Origin of the sequence: Klenkia sesuvii (genome assembly GCF_037083825.1) — a bacterium.
GTDB lineage: Bacteria > Actinomycetota > Actinomycetes > Mycobacteriales > Geodermatophilaceae > Klenkia > Klenkia sesuvii.
Genome location: NZ_JBAPLU010000010.1, coordinates 16,808 through 37,768 on the forward strand (window position 1 = coordinate 16,808; position 20,961 = coordinate 37,768).

The following is a 20,961-nucleotide window of genomic DNA, read 5'->3' on the forward strand; positions in this document are numbered from 1 at the left end:
GGTTGCTGCATGGACAAGGTCGTCGCCAGTGCTGCCGAGGCGGTGGCCGACATCGGCTCCGGCTCGTCGTTGGCCGTGGGCGGGTTCGGGTTGTGCGGGGTGCCGGTCAAGCTGATCGACGCGCTCCTGGCCCAGGGCGCGGACCGGCTCACCACGATCAGCAACAACTGCGGGGTCGACGACGCGGCGCTGGGGGTGCTGCTCTACGCCGGGCGCATCTCCCGCACCATCTCCTCCTTCGTCGGCGGCAACAAGGAGCTGGCCCGGCTCTACCTGTCCGGTCAGCTGGAGGTCGAGCTCACCCCGCAGGGCACCCTCGCCGAGCGGCTTCGCGCCGGCGGCGCCGGCATCCCGGCCTTCTACACCCCCACCGGGGTGGGCACGATGGTCGCCGACGGCGGCATCCCGGTCCGCTACGACGCCGACGGCAACGTCGTCGAGACCTCCAGGCCCAAGGAGATCCGGGAGTTCGACGGCCGCCAGTACGTGCTGGAGACCGCACTGACCGCCGACTTCGGCCTCGTCCGCGCGGCCGTGGGCGACCGACACGGCAACCTGGTCTTCCACGCCTCGGCCGGCAACTTCAACGCCCTGGCCGGCATGGCCGGCCGCACCACCATCGCCGAGGTCGAGCAGCTCGTCGAACCCGGCGAGATCGCCCCGGAGCAGGTCCACCTGCCCGGCGTCTTCGTCCAGCGCGTGGTCGAGGTCGGGCCTGCGGGCAAGGACATCGAGAAGCGCACCACCCGCCCCCGCCCCGCCGGCCAGCAGGAGAACTGACGATGGCGCTCACCCGTGACCAGCTCGCCGCCCGCGTCGCCCTCGACCTCGCCGACGGCGCCTACGTCAACCTGGGCATCGGCATGCCCACCCTCGTGCCCAACTTCATCCCCCACGGCGTGCACGTCGTGCTGCAGTCGGAGAACGGCATCCTCGGCGTCGGCCCCTACCCGTTCGAGGGCGACGAGGACCCCGACCTCATCAACGCCGGCAAGGAGACCGTCACCCTCCAGCCCGGGGCGTCGTTCTTCGACTCGGCGATGTCCTTCGGCATGATCCGCGGCCACCACATCGACGTCGCCGTCCTCGGCGCCATGCAGGTCAACCCCCGCGGGGACCTGGCGAACTGGCTCATCCCCGGCAAGATGGTCAACGGCATGGGCGGCGCCATGGACCTCGTGCACGGCGCCCGCCAGGTCATCCTGATGATGGAGCACGTCGCCCGCGACGGATCGCACAAGCTCGTCACCGAGTGCACCCTGCCGCTGACCGGCAAGGGCTGCGTCGACCGCGTCGTCACCGACCTCGCCGTCGTCGACGTCGTCCCCGGCACCGGCTTCGTGCTCCGCGAGACCGCCCCCGGCGTCACCGTCGAGGAGGTCGTGGCCGCTACCGGCGCACCGCTCACCGTCGCCGACGACGTCCACCAGATGCACCTGCCGGTTAGCGCGTGACCAGCACCTGACCCGACCAGTCCGCCGGTCGGGTCAGGTGATGCGCAGGAACAGCTGCTCGTCGTCCACGGCGAAACCCAGGTACTCGTAGGAGACCCCGGTCGCCGTCGACCACTCCTCCCAGGCCTTGTGCTCGTGCTCCTGCCAGCCTGGGTAGTTCAGGTACTCGTCGAACAGCACGACGGACCCGGGCCGCAGCCGATCGCCCAGCGCCTCGAGCACGGTGCGGGTCGAGGAGTACAGGTCGGCGTCCAGGTGGAGGAAGGCAACCGGCCCCGGGTGCTCCTGGAGGAAGGCCGGCAGGGTGTCCGAGAACCAGCCGACGACGAGCTCGGCGCCCTCCACCTGCGGCAGCTCGGCCATGGCGAACAAGCCGGCGTCGTGCCCGGGCCGCCAGCGCTCCGGGAGCCCCTCGAAGGAGTCGAACCCGAAGACCTCGCGTCCCTGGGCCGCGGCGGCGATGATCCTGAGCGTGCCGCCGGTGGCCACCCCGAACTCGAGGTACATGCCCTCGGTGCGTACCGAAGCGAGCGCGTCCTCCAGGGCTGGGAGTTTGCCCGGGCTCGAGTTGGTGCCGCCGAGCCGCTCCTCCACGAAGTCGAGGGAGGACCGCAGCGCTCGGCGGTCGGTCTCCCACTCCAAGCTGCGGCGGCGAAGCCTGGCCTGGTCGTCGATGTGGCCGTGGATCTCACCGCGGCCGTGCACGACCTCGTGCCGCACGTCGGCAACCGCCGCGAGGAGCTGACTGTTCTGCTCGCGGAGCGCCGTCACCACGCCACGGACGTCCTCCAGCGCGGCGCGGGCCTCCCCGAGCTCGGTCTGCAGCCGGTCGACGTCCTGACGGACACCGTCGGCGACGGTGCGCAACAGCTTGTCGCGCACCGTGCGCTTCAGACGTTCGGTGGCCTCGGAACGCGGCAACGGCATGCGTTGCATCTTCGCACCCGACCGGCCGGTGTCAGCGCAGGAGGTTGCGGGCGATGACCATCCGCTGGATCTGGTTGGTGCCCTCGTAGATCTGGGTGATCTTCGCGTCGCGCATCATGCGCTCGACCGGGAAGTCCTGGGTGTAGCCGGCCCCGCCGAAGAGCTGGACGGCGTCGGTGGTCACCTGCATGGCGACGTCGGAGGCGAAGGCCTTGGAGGAGGCCGAGACCATCGTGAGGTCGGGGCCGCCGGTCTCGCCCCGTGCGGCGGCGACGTAGACCAGGTGCCGGGCGGCCTCGATCTTCATGGCCATGTCGGCGAGCATGAACTGCACGCCCTGGAAGTCCGAGGTGCTCTTGCCGAACTGCTTGCGGTCCTTGGTGTAGGCGACCGCGGCGTCGAGCGCGCCCTGCGCCACGCCGACGGCCTGCGCGCCGATGGTGGGCCGGGTGAAGTCCAACGTGCGCAGCGCGGTCTTGAAGCCGGTGCCGGGCTCGCCGATGATCCGGTCGGCCGGGATGGTGCAGTCGGTGAAGTGCAGCTCGCAGGTGGGCGAGCCCTTGATGCCCATCTTGCGCTCCTTGGCCCCCACCTCGAAGCCGGGGTCGTCACGGTGCACGACGAACGCGGAGATGCCGTTGGCGCCCTTCTCCGGATCGGTGACCGCCATGACCGTGTACCACTCGCTGATGCCGGCGTTGGTGATCCAGGCCTTGGCGCCGTTGAGCACCCAGGAGTCGCCGTCGAGCCGGGCGCGGGTCTTCATGGCGGCGGCGTCGGAGCCGGCCTCCCGCTCCGACAAGCCGTAGCTGATCATCGCGTCGCCGGCGGCGATCGAGGGCAGCACCATCTGCTTGAGCTCTTCCGACGCCGAGAGGATCACCGGCACAGACCCGAGCTTGTTCACCGCCGGGATCAGCGAGGCCGACACGTCGACCCGCGCGACCTCCTCGATGACGATGCAGGTGGCGATGGCGTCGGCACCCTCGCCGCCGTACTGCTCCTCGATGTGGGTGGCATGGAAGCCGGCCGACGTCAACGCCTTCTGCGCCTCGATCGGGTAGCGAGAGTCCGCATCGCACTCGGCGGCGTACGGAGCGATCTCGCGCTCGGCGATCTCGCGGACCGCCTCCCGGATCGCGTCGTGCTCCTCGGTCAGCGCGTACAGCCCGCCGGCGACGTTACCCACGAGTAGAGATTAATCCCGGTTCACTCCGGGGCGGTAGCCAGACGCTGCTGCAGCTGCGCGTCGCGCGCGACGACGGAGTCGGCGAGGTCGGCCTGGAAGCGCTCGACGCGGGTCCGCAGCGCCTCGTCGGCCGAGGCCAGGATGCGGACGGCCAGCAGCCCGGCATTGCGCCCCCCGCCGATCGACACCGTGGCCACCGGCACCCCGGCGGGCATCTGCACGATCGACAGCAGGCTGTCCAGCCCGTCGAGCCGGTCGAGGGGGCGCGGTACGCCGATCACCGGCAGCGGCGTCGCCGCCGCGATCATCCCGGGCAGGTGGGCCGCTCCCCCGGCACCGGCGACCACGACCCGCAGGCCGCGCCCGGCGGCCGCCTCTGCCCAGTCGAGCATCCGGCGCGGCGTGCGGTGCGCCGACAGCACGTGCGCCTCCCACCCGACGTCGAACTCGTCGAGCGCCTGCGCGGCCGGTTCCATCATCGGCCAGTCGGAGTCGCTGCCCATCACGATGCCGACGACGGGACCGCTCATCAGTGGTGCTCCTCCTCGAACGCGAAAGCGGGGTCCACGACGCCGTCGGCGAGATAGCGGGCCGCGGCGACCGCGCGGGCGCGGACCTCGGCGAGGTCGTGCCCGAGAGCCGTGACGTGGCCGAGCTTGCGGCCGCGCCGCTGTCCCTTGCCGTACCAGTGCAGCTTCACGTCGGGCCAGTGCGCCATGAAGTGGTGGATGCGCTCGTCGAGAGACGGCCCGGCCCAGTCGACGGCCGCGGCGTCCCCGCCGAGCACGTTGGCCATCACCACGACCGGGGCCCGCATCGCGGTCGACCCCAACGGGTAGTCCAGGACGGCGCGCAGGTGCTGCTCGAACTGGCTGGTCACGGCACCCTCGATCGACCAGTGCCCGGAGTTGTGCGGACGCATCGCCAACTCGTTGACCAGGATCCCGTCGGCGGTCTCGAACAGCTCGACGGCGAGCATGCCGACGACGCCCAGCCGGTCGGCGATGCGAACGGCCAGTTCCTGGGCCGCGGTGGCCAACTCGTCGGACAGGCCGGGGGCCGGCACCAGGGCCTCGTTGCAGACACCGTCGCGCTGCACCGTCTCGACCACCGGGTAGACCGCGACCTGGCCGAACGGCGACCGCGCCACCTGCGCGGCGAGTTCACGGACCATCGTGACCCGCTCCTCGGCGAGCAGGCTGCCGTGGCGTTCGACGAGTTCGGCCGCCGCGGACTCACCGGGGACGACGAAGACCCCGCGGCCGTCGTAACCGCCGCGGGGCGTCTTGAGCACGACCGGCCAGCCGTGGACGGCGGCGAAGGCGGCGACGTCGTCGACGGTGTCGACCTGGGCCCACGCCGGCTGCGGTTCCCCGGCCTCGGCCAGCGCCCGGCGGAGGACCAGCTTGTCCTGGGCGTGCACCAGCGCATCCGGGCCGGGCGCCACGCGGTGACCCGCCCCCTGCAGCGCACGGAGATGCTCGGTCGGCACGTGCTCGTGGTCGAACGTCACGACCGTCGCCCCATCGGCGAACGCGATGAGGTCCGCCAGGTCGGTGTGGGCACCGATCCGCACGTCGCCAGCCACCAGCGCCGCGGACTCGCCCCCCTCGGTGGCCAGCACCCGGAGCGACTGGCCGAGCGCGATGGCCGCCTGGTGGGTCATGCGGGACAACTGGCCACCCCCCACCATCGCGACGACGGGGGTGCCGGTCCGGGGATCGAGGGGCGCAGCCATGGTGCGATGAGGCTATCGGCCACGCTTCCGACGACGGCCGCCCATGGTCGTGGCGGCCAGGGCCCTCACCCGGCCAATCGTGACCCGTCGCGCCCCGCGCGGATCTCGATGCGGCTCGGGATGCGGGTGCGCAGCTCCTCGACGTGGCTCACGATCCCCACCGTGCGGCCACCGCGGCGCAGCTCGTCGAGCACGCCCATCACCGAGTCGAGCGCCAGCGGATCGAGGGAGCCGAACCCCTCGTCGACGAACAGGGTGTCGATCTGCACCCCGCCCGACTCGGCGGTGACGACGTCGGCCAGCCCGAGCGCCAGCGCCAGCGAGGCCATGAAGCTCTCGCCCCCGGACAGGGTCTTGGTCGGCCGCAGCTGACCGGTGTACTCGTCGAGCACGTCGAGGCCGAGCCCGCCACGGGCGCCGTTGCGACCGGCGGCGTCGCTGTGCCGGAACGTGTACCGCCCGCCGGACATGTCCTGCAGCCGGGCACTGGCGACCTCGGCCACCTGCTCGAGACGGGCGGCGAGCACGAAGGACTGCAGGCGCATCCGCAGCGTGTTGGCCCCCCTGCCGTTGGCCAGGTCGGCGAGGTCACCGACGTGGGCAGCCACTGCGCGGCGCTCGTCGAGCTCGACGCGGGCCGCGGTGAGGTCACCGGCGAGCTGCGCCAGCTCGGTCACGCACCGGCGCGCAGCCTCGGCGCGGGCCACCGCGCCCTCGCGCTCCCGGACCGCTGCGCGCAGGGCGGTCTCGAGGGCCGGGAGATCGGGGCGAGGTCCGGGGTCGGCGAGGTCCGGGTCCGCGAGCACGGACCGGGCGACGGCGACCGCGCGCTCGTGCTCGGCCACCAGGTCGGTCAGCCGGGTGGTGGTGGACGGGTCCAGCAGCGCGCCGACGGCATCCTCGACGTCGGCGAAGCCGGCCGCCGCCGCCCTGGCGGCGGCTCGCTCCTCGGCCATGGCCAGGTCGGCCCGGGCCCGCAGGTCGGCAGCGTGCGCCTCGTGCCACGCCTCGCAGGACTCGGCCTCGGCCAGCAGCCGGCGCCGGCGGACGCGCAGGTCGCCGTCCGGACCGGTGACCTCCGCCAGCCGCCTGGCCAGCTCGGTACGGGTGGCCTCGATCACCTCGAGCTGGGCGTGCGCCGCGGCCAGCGCGGCCCGCGCCGCGGACCGCTCGTCGGCACGGCGGGCGACCCCGGCGAGGTGGGTGGCGAGCGCGGCCCGGGCGGGGTCGAGGTCGGCCGCCTCGTCGACGAGTCGGTCGAGCGTCGCCCGGGCCTCGTGGTGCCGGGTGCGGAGCTCGGGCACCACGGCCCCGCCGGCGATCGCCTGCTGCGCGGCCAGGAGGGCCTCGGTCTCGGCCTGCTCGGCCCGGGCGGCGCCGAGCTGCGCCTCTGCCTGCTCGAGCACGGCGCGAGCGGTGTCCTCGGTCTCGCCGGTGACGTGGCGGCCCACCCGCGACGTGGGCCGGGGATGGTCGAGGGATCCGCACACCGGGCAGTCCTGGCCGTCGACCAGCGCGGCGGCGAGTTCGGCGGCCATGCCGTCGAGCCGGGCGTCGCGGAGGTCCTGCACCGTCTCCCGCGTGGTGACGACGGCCTCGCGCAGCTCGAGCACCCGGGCCTCCCCCGCAGCCCTCCGCCCAGCGAGGCCGTCGACGGCCTCCGCGGCGGCGAGCTGCCCGGACAGCCGGTCCAGCTCGGCCGCGGCGCCGGCGACCCGTACCCCGGCCGCGGTGGCGCGCTCGACGCGTTCCTCGAGCTCGGCCTGCCGAGCGGGGGCCCCGGCGGCCGCGGACGCGCCGGTGTGCAGCTGCTCCTCGAGCTGGGCCGCCCGCCGGCGCAGCTGCGCCACCTGCTCCTGCAGGGCCACCGCGCGGCGCTCGTCGGCGAGCATGCCCTCGGCCACGGCGGCCGCCGCCCGCAGCTCCCGGGCCGTCGTCGCGTCGGCGGCGCGCCCGGCGGCCACCCGCTCCCACGCCCGGCTGGCCCGTTGCAGTTCGGTGGCGGACGCGGCGGCCGCTCTCGACGCCCGCCGGGCCGTCTCCAGGACATCGCGCACCGGCTCTGCCCGACGCGCCCGGTCGCAGCTGCCGTGGGCAGCGGCCACCTCGGCATCCCGGGCGGTCAGCGCAGCCAGGTCGGCACGGGCGCGGTCGAGACGGGCATGCCGCTCGGCTGCGGTCCGGCCGGCGTCACGAGCCGCCTCCGCGTGGGCCTGCACGCGCCCGGCCTCGGCCGCGGCGGCGCGGGCCTGCTCGTCCCTCCCCCGCGCGGCGGCAGCGGTGGCCCGCATCCACCGCTCGACGGCGCCGTCGCCGGGGTCGAGGGCGAGTTCTTCGGGGAGGTCGGCGGCCGCCACCTGGGCGACCCGGGCCAGCAGGCTGCCGAGCACCGAACGGGCGGCGTCCAGCCGCTGCCCGGCTGCGCGACGCTCGTCGGCCAGCCACTCCTCGACACGGGCGAACCGGTCGACGTCGAAGAGGGTGCGCAGCAGCCGGCTGCGGTCCTCGGGTTCGGCGCGCAGGAAGCGGGCGAAGTCGCCCTGCGGCAGCAGCACCACCTGGCAGAACTGCTCGGCCGACAGGCCGAGCCGCGTGCGCAGGTGCTCGGAGCCCTCGTCGATGCGGGTGCTGACCGGCTCCCAGCCGCCGTCGGTGAGCCGTTGCACGTGCAGCAGCGCCTGCTCGGTGGTGGTGCCCGTCCCCCGCTTCTTGGGCCGCACCTGCTCGGGCCGGCGGGTGACCCGCAGCCGCTCGCCGCCCAGGGTGACCTCGCACGAGACCTCGGTGCGGACGTCGGCGGGGGCGTGATCGCTGCGCAGCCGCTTCTCCTGGCCCCGGGGGCCGGGCACCGAGCCGTACAGCGCGAAGACGACGGCGTCGAGCAGGGTGGTCTTGCCGGCGCCGGTGGACCCCCAGAGAAGGAACAACCCGTCGCGGCCGACGTCGTCGAGGTCCACGGACACGGTGCCGGCGAAGGGGCCGAACGCGCTCAGCGTCAGCGAGTGCACCCTCACCGGGTCACCTCCTCGCGGTCGGCGGCCGCCAGCGCCCGGCCGAGCAGTTCGCGCTCCGCCGACGAGGGTGCCACGCCACCGCGGACGTGCCGGACGAACTCGTCGGCGACGGACAGGTCGTCGCGGCCGCGCAGCCGGTCGGTGTAGCTGCGGGCGTCGTCGTCGCGGGGCGCGCCCGACCACTCGAGGTGCACGCAGTGCGGAAACCGTGACCGCAGCCGCCGCATCGCGTCGGTGGGCCGCACCGCGTCGGTCAGCCGGGCGGAGACGAAGTCGTCGACGAGCGCCTCGTGGGCGGGGTCGGCGAGCAGCTCGGCCAGCTCACCGGTGACGACGCTGAGCCGGCGGGGGTTGGGGAGCGGCACGGGGCGGACCTCGGCCAACCCCTCGGCGTCGAGGTCGACCAGCCAGACCTGCTTGCGCTGGCCCGCCTCGCCGAAGGAGTAGGGCAGCGGGGAGCCGCTGTACCGCACCCGGGGCGTGACCGTCTGCGGGCGGTGCAGGTGACCGAGGGCGACGTAGTCCACGCCGTCGAAGACCGACGCGCTCACCACGTCGACCCCGCCGACGGCGATGTCGCGCTCGCTGTCGCTGGGCAGCCCGCCCTGCACGAAGGCGTGGGCGAGCACCACCGAGCGCACCCCGGGCCGGAAGTAGAGGTCGGCGCGCACCTTCACCATCGCCGCGGACAGCACCGCCTGGTGGGACCGGGGCAGGTCGGCGCCGAGCTCGTGCCGGGCGACCTCGGGTTCGAGGAAAGGCAGCCCGTAGAAGGCGACCTCGCCGTGCTCGTCGGACAGCAGGACCGGCTCGTCGAGGGAGGCCGTGGTGGCCCGGACGTGCACCCCCGACACCGCGAGCAACCCGGAGGCGAAGCCCAGGCGGCGGGCCGAGTCGTGGTTGCCGGGGGTGAGCACCACCGCTGCGCCGGCCCCCCGCAGCCGGGAGAGGACCCGGTCGAGCACGCCCGTTGCATCGGCCGAGGGCACCGCCCGGTCGTACACGTCACCGGCGACGAGCACGACGTCCACACCCTCGGCCCGCACGACGTCGGCCAGGCTCGACAGCACGGCCTCCTGCTCGGCGAGCAGGTCGGTCCCGTGCAGGGACCGGCCCACGTGCCAGTCGGAGGTGTGCAGCAACCGCATGGCCACGACGCTAGGCCCACCCACCGACAGAACGGGTGGGCACGGGACGGGTGGGGCTGGAGCGCAGCTCAGCGCCGCGGCGGGACGGGTCCGGTGTCACCGCGGTAGTACTGGCCGATGTAGCCCGCGCTCTCCTGCGCCCGCCGGTCGGCGTCCTCCTCGACCACGTGGTTGAGGAGCTGCTGCACCCCGTCGGAGTCAGGGATCGCCGTCCAGACCGTGGACCCGCCGTCGCCCGCCGTCTCGATCGTCAGCGTGCCGGAGTTGATGATCCGGTCCCACAGCGTCTGCGTGTACGACACGTCGGTGATCCGCGACAGCCCGATGTCGCGGCCGGTTCGGGACAGGATGCCCCGGCGGAACAGGATGCGGTGCGTCGTGATCACGTAGTGCGTCGTCCGCCAGCGCAGCAGCGGGACGGCGACCAGCGGCACCGCCAGCACCACGACGACGGCCACCACCACCAACCGGAAGACGCCCTGGTTCGACCCCTCGGGGATCAGGGCCGCACCGAACGAACCCAGGCCGACCAGGACCAGGAACGCCACCAACGGCCAGAAGACGGTCAGCCAGTGCGGGTGCAGGTGCCGGACGACGTCTTCGTCGTCGGCCAGCAGCTTGTCGGGGTAGGCCACACGACCAGGATGGCCGACGACGGCGCCGTCGTCACCGCTCGCGCGGCGCGGGCCGGACGTGTCGGACGTCCCCGGCGGCCAGGTCCACCCGTCCCTGCGGCGTGCGGACGACCAGCCGGCCGTCCCAGTCGACCGCCTCGGCGACGCCGTCGAGCACGGTGTCGTCGGGCAGCGTCACGCGGACGTCGGCGCCCACCGTGGAGCACCAGGCCAGGTAGTCGGCGGCCAGGCCCGAGGACACGGGGTCGCCCGCGTGCTCGACCCACCGCCGGTAGCGGGTCTCGAGCTCGCGCAGGTACCCCAGCAGCACCGGCGCGCGGTCGACCGGCCCACCGGTCACCTCCACCAGCGACGTGCCGGTCCCCGGCAGCTCGTCGGCCCGGGTCCTCACGTTCAAGCCCACCCCGACCACGACGCCGCCGTCGGCCACCTCGGCCAGGATGCCGGCGAGCTTGCGCCCGTCGGGGGCGAGCAGGTCGTTGGGCCACTTGAGCGACGTGCGGGTCAGCACGGCGAGGGACTCGGCCAGCGCAACACCGGTGAGCATGGACAGCCAGCCGCGGCGGGCGGCGGGTACGTCGGGCCGGAGGAGCACCGACACGGTCACACCCGCCCGGGGCGGCGACGTCCAGCTGCGGTCGAGCCGCCCGCGGCCGGCCACCTGGTGCTCGGCGACGAGCACCAGGCCCTCGTCCTGGCCCACCGCGCGGGCGGCGAGCTCGGCGTTGGTCGAGCCGACCTCGTCGACCACGTCCACCTCGCGCCACAGCCCGCCGCCTCGCCGCAGGGCTGTGACCAGGGACACTGCGTCCAGGCCGGGGCGGTCCAGGTCCCGGTAGCGCCCCGAGCCGCTGTCGTCCATGTCCCCTACGCTACGGCCGGTGCGGATGGCCTCCGCAGCGGAGCGGGGGCCGACGGTTCGCTGGGAGGGCTGAGGTCACGTGAGCGCGGCTGAACTGCAGGACGCCGGCGAGAACGTCCCCGAGGGCATCGACGTCCACACCACGGCGGGCAAGATCGCCGACTTCGAGCGCCGTCAGCAGGAGGCCCTGCACGCGGGGTCGGAGAAGGCCGTCGAGAAGCAGCACGCAGCGGGCAAGATGACGGCGCGGGAGCGCGTCGCCTTCCTGCTCGACGAGGGCTCGTTCACCGAGTTCGACGAGTTCGCCCGACACCGCTCGACCAACTTCGGGCTGGAGAAGAAGCGCCCCTTCGGCGACGGCGTCGTCACCGGCTACGGCACCGTCGACGGCCGGCCCGTGGCCGTCTTCAGCCAGGACGTCACCAGCTTCGGCGGCGCACTCGGCGAGGTCTACGGCGAGAAGATCGTCAAGGTGCTCGACTTCGCGATCACCAACGGGTGCCCGGTCGTCGGCATCAACGAGGGCGGCGGCGCCCGCATCCAGGAGGGCGTGGTCTCCCTCGGCCTGTACGGGGAGATCTTCCGCCGCAACGTGCACGCCTCGGGCGTCGTCCCGCAGATCTCGTTGATCATGGGCGCCAACGCCGGCGGGCACGTCTACTCCCCCGCCCTCACCGACTTCGTCGTGATGGTCGACGGGACCAGCCAGATGTTCATCACCGGGCCCGACGTGGTGAAGACCGTCACCGGTGAGGACGTGACGCTCGAGGAGCTCGGCGGCGCCCGCACCCACAACACGAAGTCCGGCGTCGCGCACTACCTCGGCTCCGACGAGGAGGACGCGCTCGACTACGTCAAGACGCTGCTGTCCTACCTGCCGGCCAACAACCTCGACCCGCTGCCCGTCCTCGACGTCGCCCCGGCCGACGTGTCCGCCGACGGCGTGACCGACGCCGACCGCGAGCTGGACACCTTCATCCCGGATTCGCCCAACAGCCCGTACGACATGCACACCGTGCTCGAGCACGTGCTCGACGACGGCGAGTTCCTCGAGGTCCAGGAACTGTTCGCGCCCAACATCCTGGTCGGGTTCGGCCGCGTCGAGGGTCGGCCGGTCGGCGTGGTCGCCAACCAGCCCACCCAGTTCGCCGGGACCTTGGACATCGACGCCAGCGAGAAGGCCGCCCGCTTCGTGCGCACCTGCGACGCCTTCGGGATCCCGGTGCTGACGTTCGTCGACGTGCCCGGGTTCCTGCCCGGGACGTCCCAGGAGTGGGACGGCATCATCCGTCGCGGCGCCAAGCTCATCTACGCCTACGCCGAGGCCACCGTCCCCCTCGTCACCGTCATCACGCGCAAGGCCTACGGCGGGGCCTACGACGTCATGGGGTCCAAGCACCTGGGCGCCGACGTCAACCTGGCGTGGCCGACCGCCCAGATCGCGGTCGTCGGGGCCCAGGGCGCGGTCGGCATCCTCTACCGCCGCGAGCTCGCCGAGGCGGAGAACCCCGACGAGCGCCGGGCCGAGCTCATCGCCGAGTACGAGGACACCCTCGCCAACCCCTACATCGCAGCCGACCGCGGCTACGTCGACGCGGTGATCATGCCGTCGCACACCCGGGTCCAGGTCGCCAAGGCACTGCGGGTGCTGGCCAACAAGCGCCAGACCCTGCCGGCCAAGAAGCACGGGAACATCCCGCTGTGACATCGCGACCCTCCGGGCCGCACCGCGACCAGGTGCCGTCCCCGGACAGCGGAGCCCCCTCGTCGATCGATCGCGGGAACCCTCCGGGCCCCCACTCCTCACGACCGATGCTGCGGGTCGTGTCCGGTGCGCCCACCGACGAGGAGCTGGCTGCGCTGACCACGGTCGTCGCCGCGCTCTCGCAGCGGCGGGGGAGTGCGCGCCCGACCCCCGTCGGGGCCTGGGCCTCGCGGGCCGACGGCTTCCGCAGCCCGCTGCAGCCCGGGCCGGGCGGCTGGCGGGCCTCGGGGCGGTTCGCATGACCCGCCGGCTGGTGCTGGGGTCCGCCTCGCCGGCGCGCCTGCAGCTGCTGCGCCAAGCCGGGCTCTCCCCCGAGGTCGTCGTGTCCGGCGTCGACGAGACCGCGATCCGGTCCCCCCGGGTGGCTGAGCTGGTGGCCCTGCTCGCCACCGCCAAGGCGCAGGCGGTCGCGGCGTCCGAGGACGACGCGCTGGTCATCGGCGCCGACTCCGTGCTGGAGTTCCGCGGCGAACCCCTGGGCAAGCCCGTCGACGCCGACGACGCGCGGTTGCGCTGGCGCCGCATGGGCGGGCGCAGCGGGGTGCTGCACACCGGCCAGGCCCTGCTCGACGTCCGCGACGGTGCGATCACCCGCCGCGACGTCGCGGTGTCGTCGACCACCGTGCACTTCGCCGTCCCCACCGACGAGGAGCTCGACGCCTACGTCGGCAGCGGCGAGCCGCTGCAGGTCGCCGGCGCGTTCACCCTCGACGGCCTCGGCGCCCCGTTCGTGCGCCGCATCGAGGGCGACCCCACCGCCGTCGTCGGCCTGTCGCTTCCGCTCCTGCGGGTCCAGCTGGGCCGCCTGGGGCTGACCATCACCCAGTTCTGGGACCGCTGAGCCCGCGAGGCCCCGCCGTCCGTCCGCGTCCACATCGAGGAGGCTGTGCGCAGTGCAGAAGGTCCTGATCGCCAACCGTGGTGAGATCGCCGTCCGGGTCGCCCGGGCCTGCAAGGACGCCGGGCTGACCAGCGTCGCCGTCTACGCCGACCCCGACCGGGACGCCCTGCACGTGCGGGCCGCCGACGAGGCCTTCGCGCTGGGCGGCAACACCCCGGGTGAGTCCTACCTGGTGATCGAGAAGATCATCGAGGTGGCGAAGCAGTCGGGCGCCGACACCGTGCACCCCGGCTACGGGTTCCTGTCCGAGAACGCCGACTTCGCCCAGGCCGTCCTCGACGCCGGCCTGACCTGGGTCGGCCCGTCCCCTGCGGCGATCATCGCCCTCGGCGACAAGGTGCAGGCCCGGCACATCGCGGCCAAGGTCGGCGCCCCGCTGGTGCCCGGGACCAAGGACCCGGTCGCCAACGGCGAGGAGGTCGTCGCCTTCGCCCAGGAGCACGGCCTGCCGGTGGCCATCAAGGCCGCCTTCGGCGGTGGCGGCCGCGGCCTGAAGGTCGCCCGCACCATGGAGGAGATCCCCGAGCTGTTCGACTCCGCCGTCCGCGAGGCCGTCTCGGCGTTCGGACGCGGCGAGTGCTTCGTGGAGAAGTTCCTCGACAAGCCCCGGCACGTCGAGGCCCAGGTGCTGGCCGACACCCACGGCAACGTCGTCGTCGTGGGCACCCGCGACTGCTCGCTGCAGCGCCGCAACCAGAAGCTGGTGGAGGAGGCCCCCGCGCCGTTCCTCACCGAGGAGCAGCGGGCCCGCATCCACTCCTCGGCCAAGGACATCGTCCGCGGCGCCGACTACGTGGGTGCCGGCACCGTCGAGTACCTGGTCGGTGCCGACGGCGACATCTCGTTCCTGGAGGTCAACACCCGCCTGCAGGTCGAGCACCCGGTCAGCGAGGAGACCAGCGGCCTCGACCTGGTGCGCCAACAGTTCCGCATCGCCGAGGGCCTGCCCCTGGAGATTACCGAGGACCCGGCCCCGCGCGGGCACTCCGTCGAGTTCCGCATCAACGCCGAGGACGCCGGGCGTGGCTTCATGCCCGCCCCTGGCCCGGTCACCGCGCTCTCGGTGCCGCAGGGCCCCGGTGTGCGCTGGGACTCCGGGGTGGTCGCCGGCGGCGAGGTGGCCGGCGCGTTCGACTCGATGCTGGCCAAGCTGATCGTGACCGGTGCCACGCGCGCCGAGGCCCTGCAGCGGGCTGCTCGCGCCCTCGACGAGCTGGTCGTCGAGGGCATGCCCACGGTCATCCCGTTCCACCGGGCCGTGGTGCGCGACGAGGCCTTCACGTCGGAACCGTTCACCGTGCACACCCGGTGGATCGAGACCGAGTGGGACAACCAGGTCCAGCCCTACGGCGCCGCGGCCGACACCGAGGAGCCCGAGGACCGGCAGACCGTCGTCGTCGAGGTCGGCGGCCGCCGCCTCGAGGTGTCCCTCCCCGCCGGCCTGGCAGCCGGTGGCGGCGCACCCGCGGCCGGAGCGAAGGCCAAGCCGCGCAAGCGCGGCGGCGGGTCCGGCGGCGGTGCCGCGTCCGGCGACAGCCTCACCTCGCCCATGCAGGGGACGATCGTCAAGGTGGCCGTCGAGGACGGCGCGACCGTCGCCGCCGGTGACCTGGTCGTCGTCCTGGAGGCGATGAAGATGGAGCAGCCCATCGTCGCCCACAAGGCCGGCACCGTGTCCGGCCTGTCGGCCGAGGTCGGCGCCTCCGTCACGAGCGGCGCCGTCCTCTGCACGATTGCCGACGCCGAGGGCTGAGCGCACTGCGGTGGGGCCACCGACCAGGGGCGCATCGGCGTTGCTGCAGCACAGGATGGACGTGCTGCAGCATCAGTCGAACGCACCCCGGCTGGGGTTCCACTGCAGGAGCCCGCCCTGGAAGCTCTGGTAGCACGCCGCGTCGCGACCACACCGCGCATCCTCGACCGGGTACCCGAGGCGACCGGTCTCGTAGCCACGAACGGCCCACCCCTGGTACAACCCCCCTGTCATCGCCCTGGCACCCACCCCAGGAACCCAGTACAGGCTGCCACCCACGAAGGACTGCACGCAGCCACCACCTGACAGGCCGCACGCCGCATCAGCGATGGGGTAACCCAGGACCCCGAACTCGTAGCCGCGGGTCGCCCACCCTTCGAGGAGACCCCCGGAGATCGACCTGGCCCCGTAGCCGGGCACCCAGTAGAGGGAGCCTCCGGCGAACCACTGCACGCAACCGCCCCCGCTGAGACCGCACCGCGCATCGGCGACCGGATAACCCAGTGACCCGCCCTCGTACCCGCGCTGCGCCCACCCGGACCACAGTCCACCACTGATGGAGACCGCACCGACCCCCGGCACCCAGTACAGCGCACCGCGCTCGAAGACCTGGACACACCCTCCCCCGGGCAGGGAGCAGTCGGCGCCACTGGCCGGGTAGCCGAGCCAGCTGTACTCGTACCCCAGACTCGCCCAGCGGTCGCGAAGACCACCCGTGATGACCTGGGCGGCGGTGGCCGGCGACCAGTAGATGGATCCCCGCTCGAAGTGACGCAGGCATCCGCCCCGGGGCAGACCGCAGGCCTCGTTGCTCGCAGGCCTACCCAGCACGCCACCCTCCCCTCCGGTGGCGGCGTACTTGGCGCTGATCGCCGACGGAGCCGCCGGTGCAACCTGGATGCTCGCAGCAGCCGTCGAGAGCGAGCCGACGGTGACCACGAACGCGCCCGACCCCACCACCGCTCGGGAACCGGCGAGGACGACCTGTTCGTTGTCCGCCCCCCAGCCCGACGACGGGGACGGGGTGCCGTCGAGGAGCAGGGAGGTGTTGTTGCCCGACGACGCCCGGCGCAGCACGACGCCGCTGAACGCACGGTTCTGGCTCAGACGGGGGTCGCTGAGCCAGGCGTCACGACCGCTGGCCTGCCGGTACTCGACGTAGTAGACCGCGCCGTTCGCGGCGGTCAGCTTCACCGCCCGGGTGCCCGAGGACGCCGACACCGGGGCCAACGTGACCGTCGTCGGGGCGCTGGAGGTGGTCAGCGCGACCTGCTCGGACGACGGCAGCAGCCCCAGCCGCGCAGCCTGGGCGGTGTTCAGGGTGCCGACCTGGTCCCAGGAGAAGCCCATGATGTCGTAGTAGTCGGCGTAGTCGACGGTCCGGCAGGTGCCGGACTCCACCGTGCCGTCGCACTGCACCTTCGACGAGTGGCCGAGGCCGAAGTTGTGGCCCAGCTCGTGCCCCATCACCGAGAGCTTCGCGTCGCGCACGTAGGACAACCCGCCGCTGCCGATGGAGGACCCGACGGTGCCCAGCCCGTAGGCGCAGCCCGACGCATTGCTCGGCACGTAGAGCATCAGGTGCTTGCCCGGCCCGTCGGACCAGCCGACCTGCCGGGCGACGTCGGACCAGAGCGCGAACGGGTCGCCGCAGCCCGCCGACGACGACACCCAGCCAGAGGCACCCTGCACCGCGGTGATGCGCACCGTGCCGTTGCTCTGCTCGTCCCAGAACGAGTGGACGGCGCCGTTGAGGGTGTCCACGACCGTCCCGATGGTCATCCCGTCGGGGCTGGTGCCGGCCGGCGCCACGAGCACCGCGGTGACCGTGTTGGTCGGGGCGCTACCGGCCGAGGCCGTCGTCGGGTCGGGGGTGGCGGCGTCGAGGACAGCGGCGGCCTGCACCTCGACCGCGGGCGCGAAGCCCTGCTCGGTCGTGGCCTCGTCGACCACCGGGTCGCCGACGGTCACCGAGAGCGTGGACCCGACGGCGACGTCGGGCAACGCGTCGGTGGGCACGCGCACGGCCTCGCCGTCGCCGGTGTCGATCCAGCTCAGCGGGCCCTCGGCGTCCCCGTGGTCGTGGGCGTCGTGGTCAGCGTGGTCGTGCCCGTCGGCCTCGTGCTCCTCGGCGGTCGGGTCCGGCCAGGCCTGCACGAGCTCGCCCGTGACGGTCTCGCCGGGCTCGGGCAGCGCCGGGTCGGCCTCGGGGGCAACCGTCGTCGCGGGCGCGCTGTCGGTCGGGGCGGCCGTCGTCGGTGCGCCGTCGTCGGTGGGGACGCCGTCGGTGGGGACGGGGTTGGCCGTGGGCGTCGCGACGGAGGTGGGGTCCGGCTGGTTCGTCGGCGCCGCGCCGGTCGTCGGGGCCGCGCTGGTGATGGGGCTCGCCGACGGGTCCTCCGCGAGCGCGGGGGGCGCCACGACGAGGGACGCCACGACGGCGAGGGACGCGGCGAGCACCGAGCTGCGCAGCGCGCGGCGACGAACCTGGGACACGGGGGACTCCTGGTCAGAAGGACGACTGCCAGGTATTCGTCGTGTGCGGGTCGGTGCTTGAGCAGGTCACCCGCCCGGGTGACCTGCTCGCCGTCAGCCGGGCTGCGAGCTCATCAGCCGGCGTCCGGCCTCGGTGATGGAGCCCGACAGCGAGGGGTAGATCGAGAACGTCTGCGCCAGGTCGTCGACGGTCAGCCCCTTGCTGACCGCCAGCGTGATCGGCAGCACGAGCTCGGACGCGCCGGGGGCCACGACGACACCGCCGACGACGACGCCGGTCGAGCGGCGGGCGAAGATCTTGACGAACCCGTCGCGCAGGTCGCTCATCTTGGCCCGGGCGTTGGTGGCCAGCGGCAGCTGCACGCTCTCGATGTCGGTGCCCTCGGGCAGCGTCTTCTCCTGCACCCCGACGGTGGCGATCTCGGGGTGGGTGAACACGTTGCCGGCCACCGTGCCCAGCCGGATCGGCGAGACCGCCTCCCCCAGCGCGTGCCACATCGCGATGCGGCCCTGCATGGCCGCGACCGACGCGAGCTGGAAGACCCCGGTGACGTCGCCCGCGGCGTAGATGCCGGGCACCGACGTGCGCGAGACCCGGTCGACGACGACGTGCCCGGACGGCGAGGTGGCCACCCCGCACTTCTCCAGGTTCAGGCCGTCGGTGTTGGGCACCGTGCCGACGGTCATGAGCGCGTGGGAGCCGGTGACGACGCGGCCGTCGGTCAGCCGCACCTCCACACCGGTGGGGGTGCGGACGACGGACTCCGCGCGCCCCCGGTCGGCGATCTCCCCGCCGCGGGACTGGAAGACCCGCTCCACGACGGCGGCCGCGTCGGCGTCCTCACCGGGCAGCACCTGGTCCCGGGAGGAGACCAGCGTGACCGGCACCCCGGCCTCGAGGTACCCGGAGGCGAACTCGGCCCCGGTCACCCCGGAGCCGACGACCACCAGGTGCTCGGGCAGCTCCTCGAGCTCGTACACGTCGCGCCAGCTGAGGATGCGGTCGCCGTCGGGCTCGGCGCCGGGCAGCACGCGCGGGTCGGCCCCGGTGGCGATGAGCACGACGTCGCACTCGACCTCCTCGCGGACCCCGCCCTCGCGGTCGCAGATCTCCACCCGGTGCGTGATCAGCCCGCGGATCTCGTCGGAGAGCCGGGCGGTGCCGCTCACGCAGCGCACGCCGACGCTCTCGAGCCGGGCGTGGATGTCGGCGGACTGCGCCACGGCCAGGCCCTTGATGCGGTGGTTGACCGCCGACAGGTCCAGGGTGACCGTGGCGAGGTCGGAACCCTGCAGGCCGAGGACGGCGGAGTCGCGGACGGCGGTCATGGCGCCGGCCGCGGCGATGAGCGTCTTGGAGGGCACGCAGTCGGTCAGCACGCTGGCCCCGCCGAGCCCGTCGCGCTCGACGACGGTCACGTCGGCGCCGAGCTGGGCGGCGACCAGGGCGGCCTCGTAGCCGGCCGGTCCGCCGCCGATGATGACGATGCGGGTCATGGGTGAACTCCAGGGCAGTGCGGGCGGTGTGCACCCCCAGTGTCCCCGGTGCCGCCCCCGGGACGGCGCAAGGTCCTACGACAGCGAGTGGAGCAACGTCGTGACCTGGCGCGCCACCCTGGCTCGGGCGACCGCGGACACCGCACCGTGCTCCGGGCGGTCCAGAACTGGCAGGGCCGCCTCAACGCGGGTGAGCATGGACCGGACCACCCTCTCGGCTCGTCTGCGCGGCAGCCCCCAGGACTCACCCTCGGCCACCAGGTCCGCCCCCGTCAGCCGGTCGACGTCCCAGCTGTCGTTGACGTCCATCGCGAACGACCGCGACCCCGGCTGGTGGTGCAGGTGCATCGCGACGTCGTAGGCGGGGGCCAGCCGCGCCGTCCCGTCGGGCAACCGCAGGACGGAGATGTTCTTCGCGTGGGCGTCGGTGTTGCCCACGGCGAGGTTGAAGGTCGTGAGTGCGAGCAGGGCGTCGGGCTCGGAACCGCCGTTCCGCAGGACGTCGGCGATCGCCGCCAGGCTCGGCAATTGCTTCCCCCGCTGGAACTTGCGGTTGGGGTCGGCGGTGTTGATGCCCAGGGCCTGCGCCGAGTCCTCCTGGTGGATCCGCGTCACGCCGCCGTCGTCGATGCGGCGGTCGTAGCGGGACACGACGATGGCCCGCACCCCGTCGAACTCCTGCACCGTCGCGGTCACCTCCCCGAGACCGACCTCCCGAGCCATCGCCAGAGTGGCCGCCTCGGTGTCCACGACATCGGCCGCGGCCGACTCCGCCGGGTGCGCGATCTTGATGATGTGGGTGGACGGCGCACCGCCCAGGGGGCGGGCCCAACCGTCCTCCGTCCGGACGAGGACGATCTTGGGTTGCATCCCCGCCAGCGACGTCGACTGCACCCCCGGCTCGCTGCCCAGCGCGGGTGCGTGCACGAGCGCACGCCGCAGCATCGCGCCGATCTCGGCGTCGTCCACCGGGTGCAGCTGCTCGTCCGGTGACGGCTGCGGGTGACCGGCCGGTACGAAGACCAGGGCACCTGCGGTGTCCCGACCGTAGGCAGCGACCATCCCGTACACGTCGTCGGCGACGAGGCCTGCATCGTGAGCCAGGTGTTCGCGGGCATTGCCCTCAGGCAGGAGACCTTCCAGGAACACTTCCACCCGGCGGTCGTGCGGGCGGTGCTCGGGGCGGTCGGTGGGCAGGAGCTCGGAGACCACACGGCTGCCTCGTCCCCACCGGACGGTTGCGGCCTGCTGCCAGGTCCACCGGATCCGACCGTCGAGCCGCTCGATGCCCGCGACGTGCGTCCCGTACAGCCAGACGTCGAGCGGCCCGCGATCAGAGCCCATCGTCGCGCTCCTCGAGCCGCACCCGGACGCCCAGGTGTCGGAAGGTCTGGAACAACCGGTCCGCGAAGATGTTGGGCCGGCCAGCCTCGAGCTCGTAGACGTAGCGCCGGTTGATCCCGAGGTCGTCGGCGAGCTCCTGCTGGGACAGGCCCTGGCGCTCGCGAGCGCGTCGGAGGAACGCCCCGACGTCGGACGGCGTGGCAGCGTACGCCCACTCAGTGCTCACGAGGTCTCCCAC

At 73.4% G+C, this 20,961-nt stretch carries 18 protein-coding genes; 6 read left to right on the forward strand and 12 right to left on the reverse strand.

The annotated features are described in order from the left end of the window. Positions 1-9 precede the first annotated feature (9 nt). Complete coding sequence (locus TEK04_RS11320) at positions 10-780, forward strand: CoA transferase subunit A (RefSeq protein ID WP_336404449.1); 771 nt, start codon at positions 10-12, stop codon at positions 778-780. Positions 781-782: 2 nt separating this feature from the next. Beyond that, positions 783-1,454, forward strand: coding sequence for a CoA transferase subunit B (locus TEK04_RS11325; protein ID WP_336404450.1), 672 nt, complete (start codon positions 783-785; stop codon positions 1,452-1,454). A gap of 33 nt (positions 1,455-1,487) precedes the next feature. Here the strand turns inward: TEK04_RS11325 and TEK04_RS11330 are convergent, their stop codons facing one another. The 8 genes from TEK04_RS11330 to TEK04_RS11365 all read right to left on the reverse strand — a co-directional run bounded on the left by TEK04_RS11330 (position 1,488) and on the right by TEK04_RS11365 (position 10,967). Beyond that, the gene (locus TEK04_RS11330) at positions 1,488-2,381 is read right to left on the reverse strand and encodes a TylF/MycF/NovP-related O-methyltransferase (protein ID WP_336404451.1); all 894 of its coding nucleotides are present in this window, start codon (positions 2,379-2,381) and stop codon (positions 1,488-1,490) included. A gap of 31 nt (positions 2,382-2,412) precedes the next feature. Beyond that, positions 2,413-3,570 carry an acyl-CoA dehydrogenase family protein gene (locus TEK04_RS11335; protein WP_336404452.1) on the reverse strand — a complete coding sequence of 386 codons (1,158 nt, stop codon included), beginning with the start codon at positions 3,568-3,570 and terminating at the stop codon, positions 2,413-2,415. Positions 3,571-3,590: 20 nt separating this feature from the next. Further along, on the reverse strand, positions 3,591-4,100 hold the full coding sequence (gene purE, locus TEK04_RS11340; RefSeq protein WP_336404453.1) for a 5-(carboxyamino)imidazole ribonucleotide mutase: 510 nt from the start codon (positions 4,098-4,100) through the stop codon (positions 3,591-3,593). Further along, positions 4,100-5,308 (reverse strand): 5-(carboxyamino)imidazole ribonucleotide synthase, encoded by a 1,209-nt coding sequence (locus TEK04_RS11345; protein WP_336404454.1) that lies wholly within the window; start codon positions 5,306-5,308, stop codon positions 4,100-4,102. Before TEK04_RS11345 ends, purE begins: the two co-directional genes overlap by 1 nt. Positions 5,309-5,373: 65 nt before the next feature. Beyond that, positions 5,374-8,322 carry an AAA family ATPase gene (locus TEK04_RS11350; RefSeq protein WP_336404455.1) on the reverse strand — a complete coding sequence of 983 codons (2,949 nt, stop codon included), beginning with the start codon at positions 8,320-8,322 and terminating at the stop codon, positions 5,374-5,376. Beyond that, positions 8,319-9,470, reverse strand: coding sequence for an exonuclease SbcCD subunit D (locus tag TEK04_RS11355; protein WP_336404456.1), 1,152 nt, complete (start codon positions 9,468-9,470; stop codon positions 8,319-8,321). Before TEK04_RS11355 ends, TEK04_RS11350 begins: the two co-directional genes overlap by 4 nt. Positions 9,471-9,538: 68 nt before the next feature. Beyond that, complete coding sequence (locus TEK04_RS11360; RefSeq protein ID WP_336404457.1) at positions 9,539-10,105, reverse strand: PH domain-containing protein; 567 nt, start codon at positions 10,103-10,105, stop codon at positions 9,539-9,541. Between the two features lie 31 nt (positions 10,106-10,136). After that, positions 10,137-10,967, reverse strand: coding sequence for a biotin--[acetyl-CoA-carboxylase] ligase (locus TEK04_RS11365; protein WP_336404458.1), 831 nt, complete (start codon positions 10,965-10,967; stop codon positions 10,137-10,139). Positions 10,968-11,046: 79 nt separating this feature from the next. Between TEK04_RS11365 and TEK04_RS11370 the strand changes: the two genes are divergently transcribed. The 4 genes from TEK04_RS11370 to TEK04_RS11385 all read left to right on the forward strand — a co-directional run bounded on the left by TEK04_RS11370 (position 11,047) and on the right by TEK04_RS11385 (position 15,386). Further along, positions 11,047-12,672 carry an acyl-CoA carboxylase subunit beta gene (locus tag TEK04_RS11370; protein ID WP_336404459.1) on the forward strand — a complete coding sequence of 542 codons (1,626 nt, stop codon included), beginning with the start codon at positions 11,047-11,049 and terminating at the stop codon, positions 12,670-12,672. A gap of 107 nt (positions 12,673-12,779) precedes the next feature. Further along, on the forward strand, positions 12,780-12,974 hold the full coding sequence (locus TEK04_RS11375) for an acyl-CoA carboxylase subunit epsilon (protein ID WP_336404460.1): 195 nt from the start codon (positions 12,780-12,782) through the stop codon (positions 12,972-12,974). Continuing rightward, positions 12,971-13,573 carry a Maf family protein gene (locus TEK04_RS11380; protein ID WP_336404461.1) on the forward strand — a complete coding sequence of 201 codons (603 nt, stop codon included), beginning with the start codon at positions 12,971-12,973 and terminating at the stop codon, positions 13,571-13,573. Before TEK04_RS11375 ends, TEK04_RS11380 begins: the two co-directional genes overlap by 4 nt. A 52-nt stretch (positions 13,574-13,625) precedes the next feature. Beyond that, positions 13,626-15,386, forward strand: a complete 1,761-nt coding sequence (locus TEK04_RS11385; RefSeq protein ID WP_336404462.1) for an acetyl/propionyl/methylcrotonyl-CoA carboxylase subunit alpha — start codon at positions 13,626-13,628, stop codon at positions 15,384-15,386. Positions 15,387-15,458: 72 nt separating this feature from the next. On the opposite strand, the gene TEK04_RS11390 is transcribed toward TEK04_RS11385, so the two are convergent. From TEK04_RS11390 to TEK04_RS11405, 4 genes are all read right to left on the reverse strand, one after another. After that, positions 15,459-17,882 carry a reprolysin-like metallopeptidase gene (locus tag TEK04_RS11390; RefSeq protein ID WP_336404463.1) on the reverse strand — a complete coding sequence of 808 codons (2,424 nt, stop codon included), beginning with the start codon at positions 17,880-17,882 and terminating at the stop codon, positions 15,459-15,461. Positions 17,883-17,975: 93 nt separating this feature from the next. Next, the gene (locus tag TEK04_RS11395) at positions 17,976-19,379 is read right to left on the reverse strand and encodes an NAD(P)H-quinone dehydrogenase (protein WP_336404464.1); all 1,404 of its coding nucleotides are present in this window, start codon (positions 19,377-19,379) and stop codon (positions 17,976-17,978) included. Positions 19,380-19,454: 75 nt separating this feature from the next. After that, positions 19,455-20,723: a HipA domain-containing protein gene (locus tag TEK04_RS11400; protein WP_336404465.1), complete on the reverse strand. Its 1,269-nt coding sequence runs from the start codon at positions 20,721-20,723 to the stop codon at positions 19,455-19,457. Further along, positions 20,713-20,949, reverse strand: a complete 237-nt coding sequence (locus tag TEK04_RS11405; protein WP_336404466.1) for a helix-turn-helix transcriptional regulator — start codon at positions 20,947-20,949, stop codon at positions 20,713-20,715. The genes TEK04_RS11400 and TEK04_RS11405 overlap by 11 nt, the downstream gene beginning before the upstream one ends. Between the last annotated feature and the right edge of the window lie 12 nt (positions 20,950-20,961).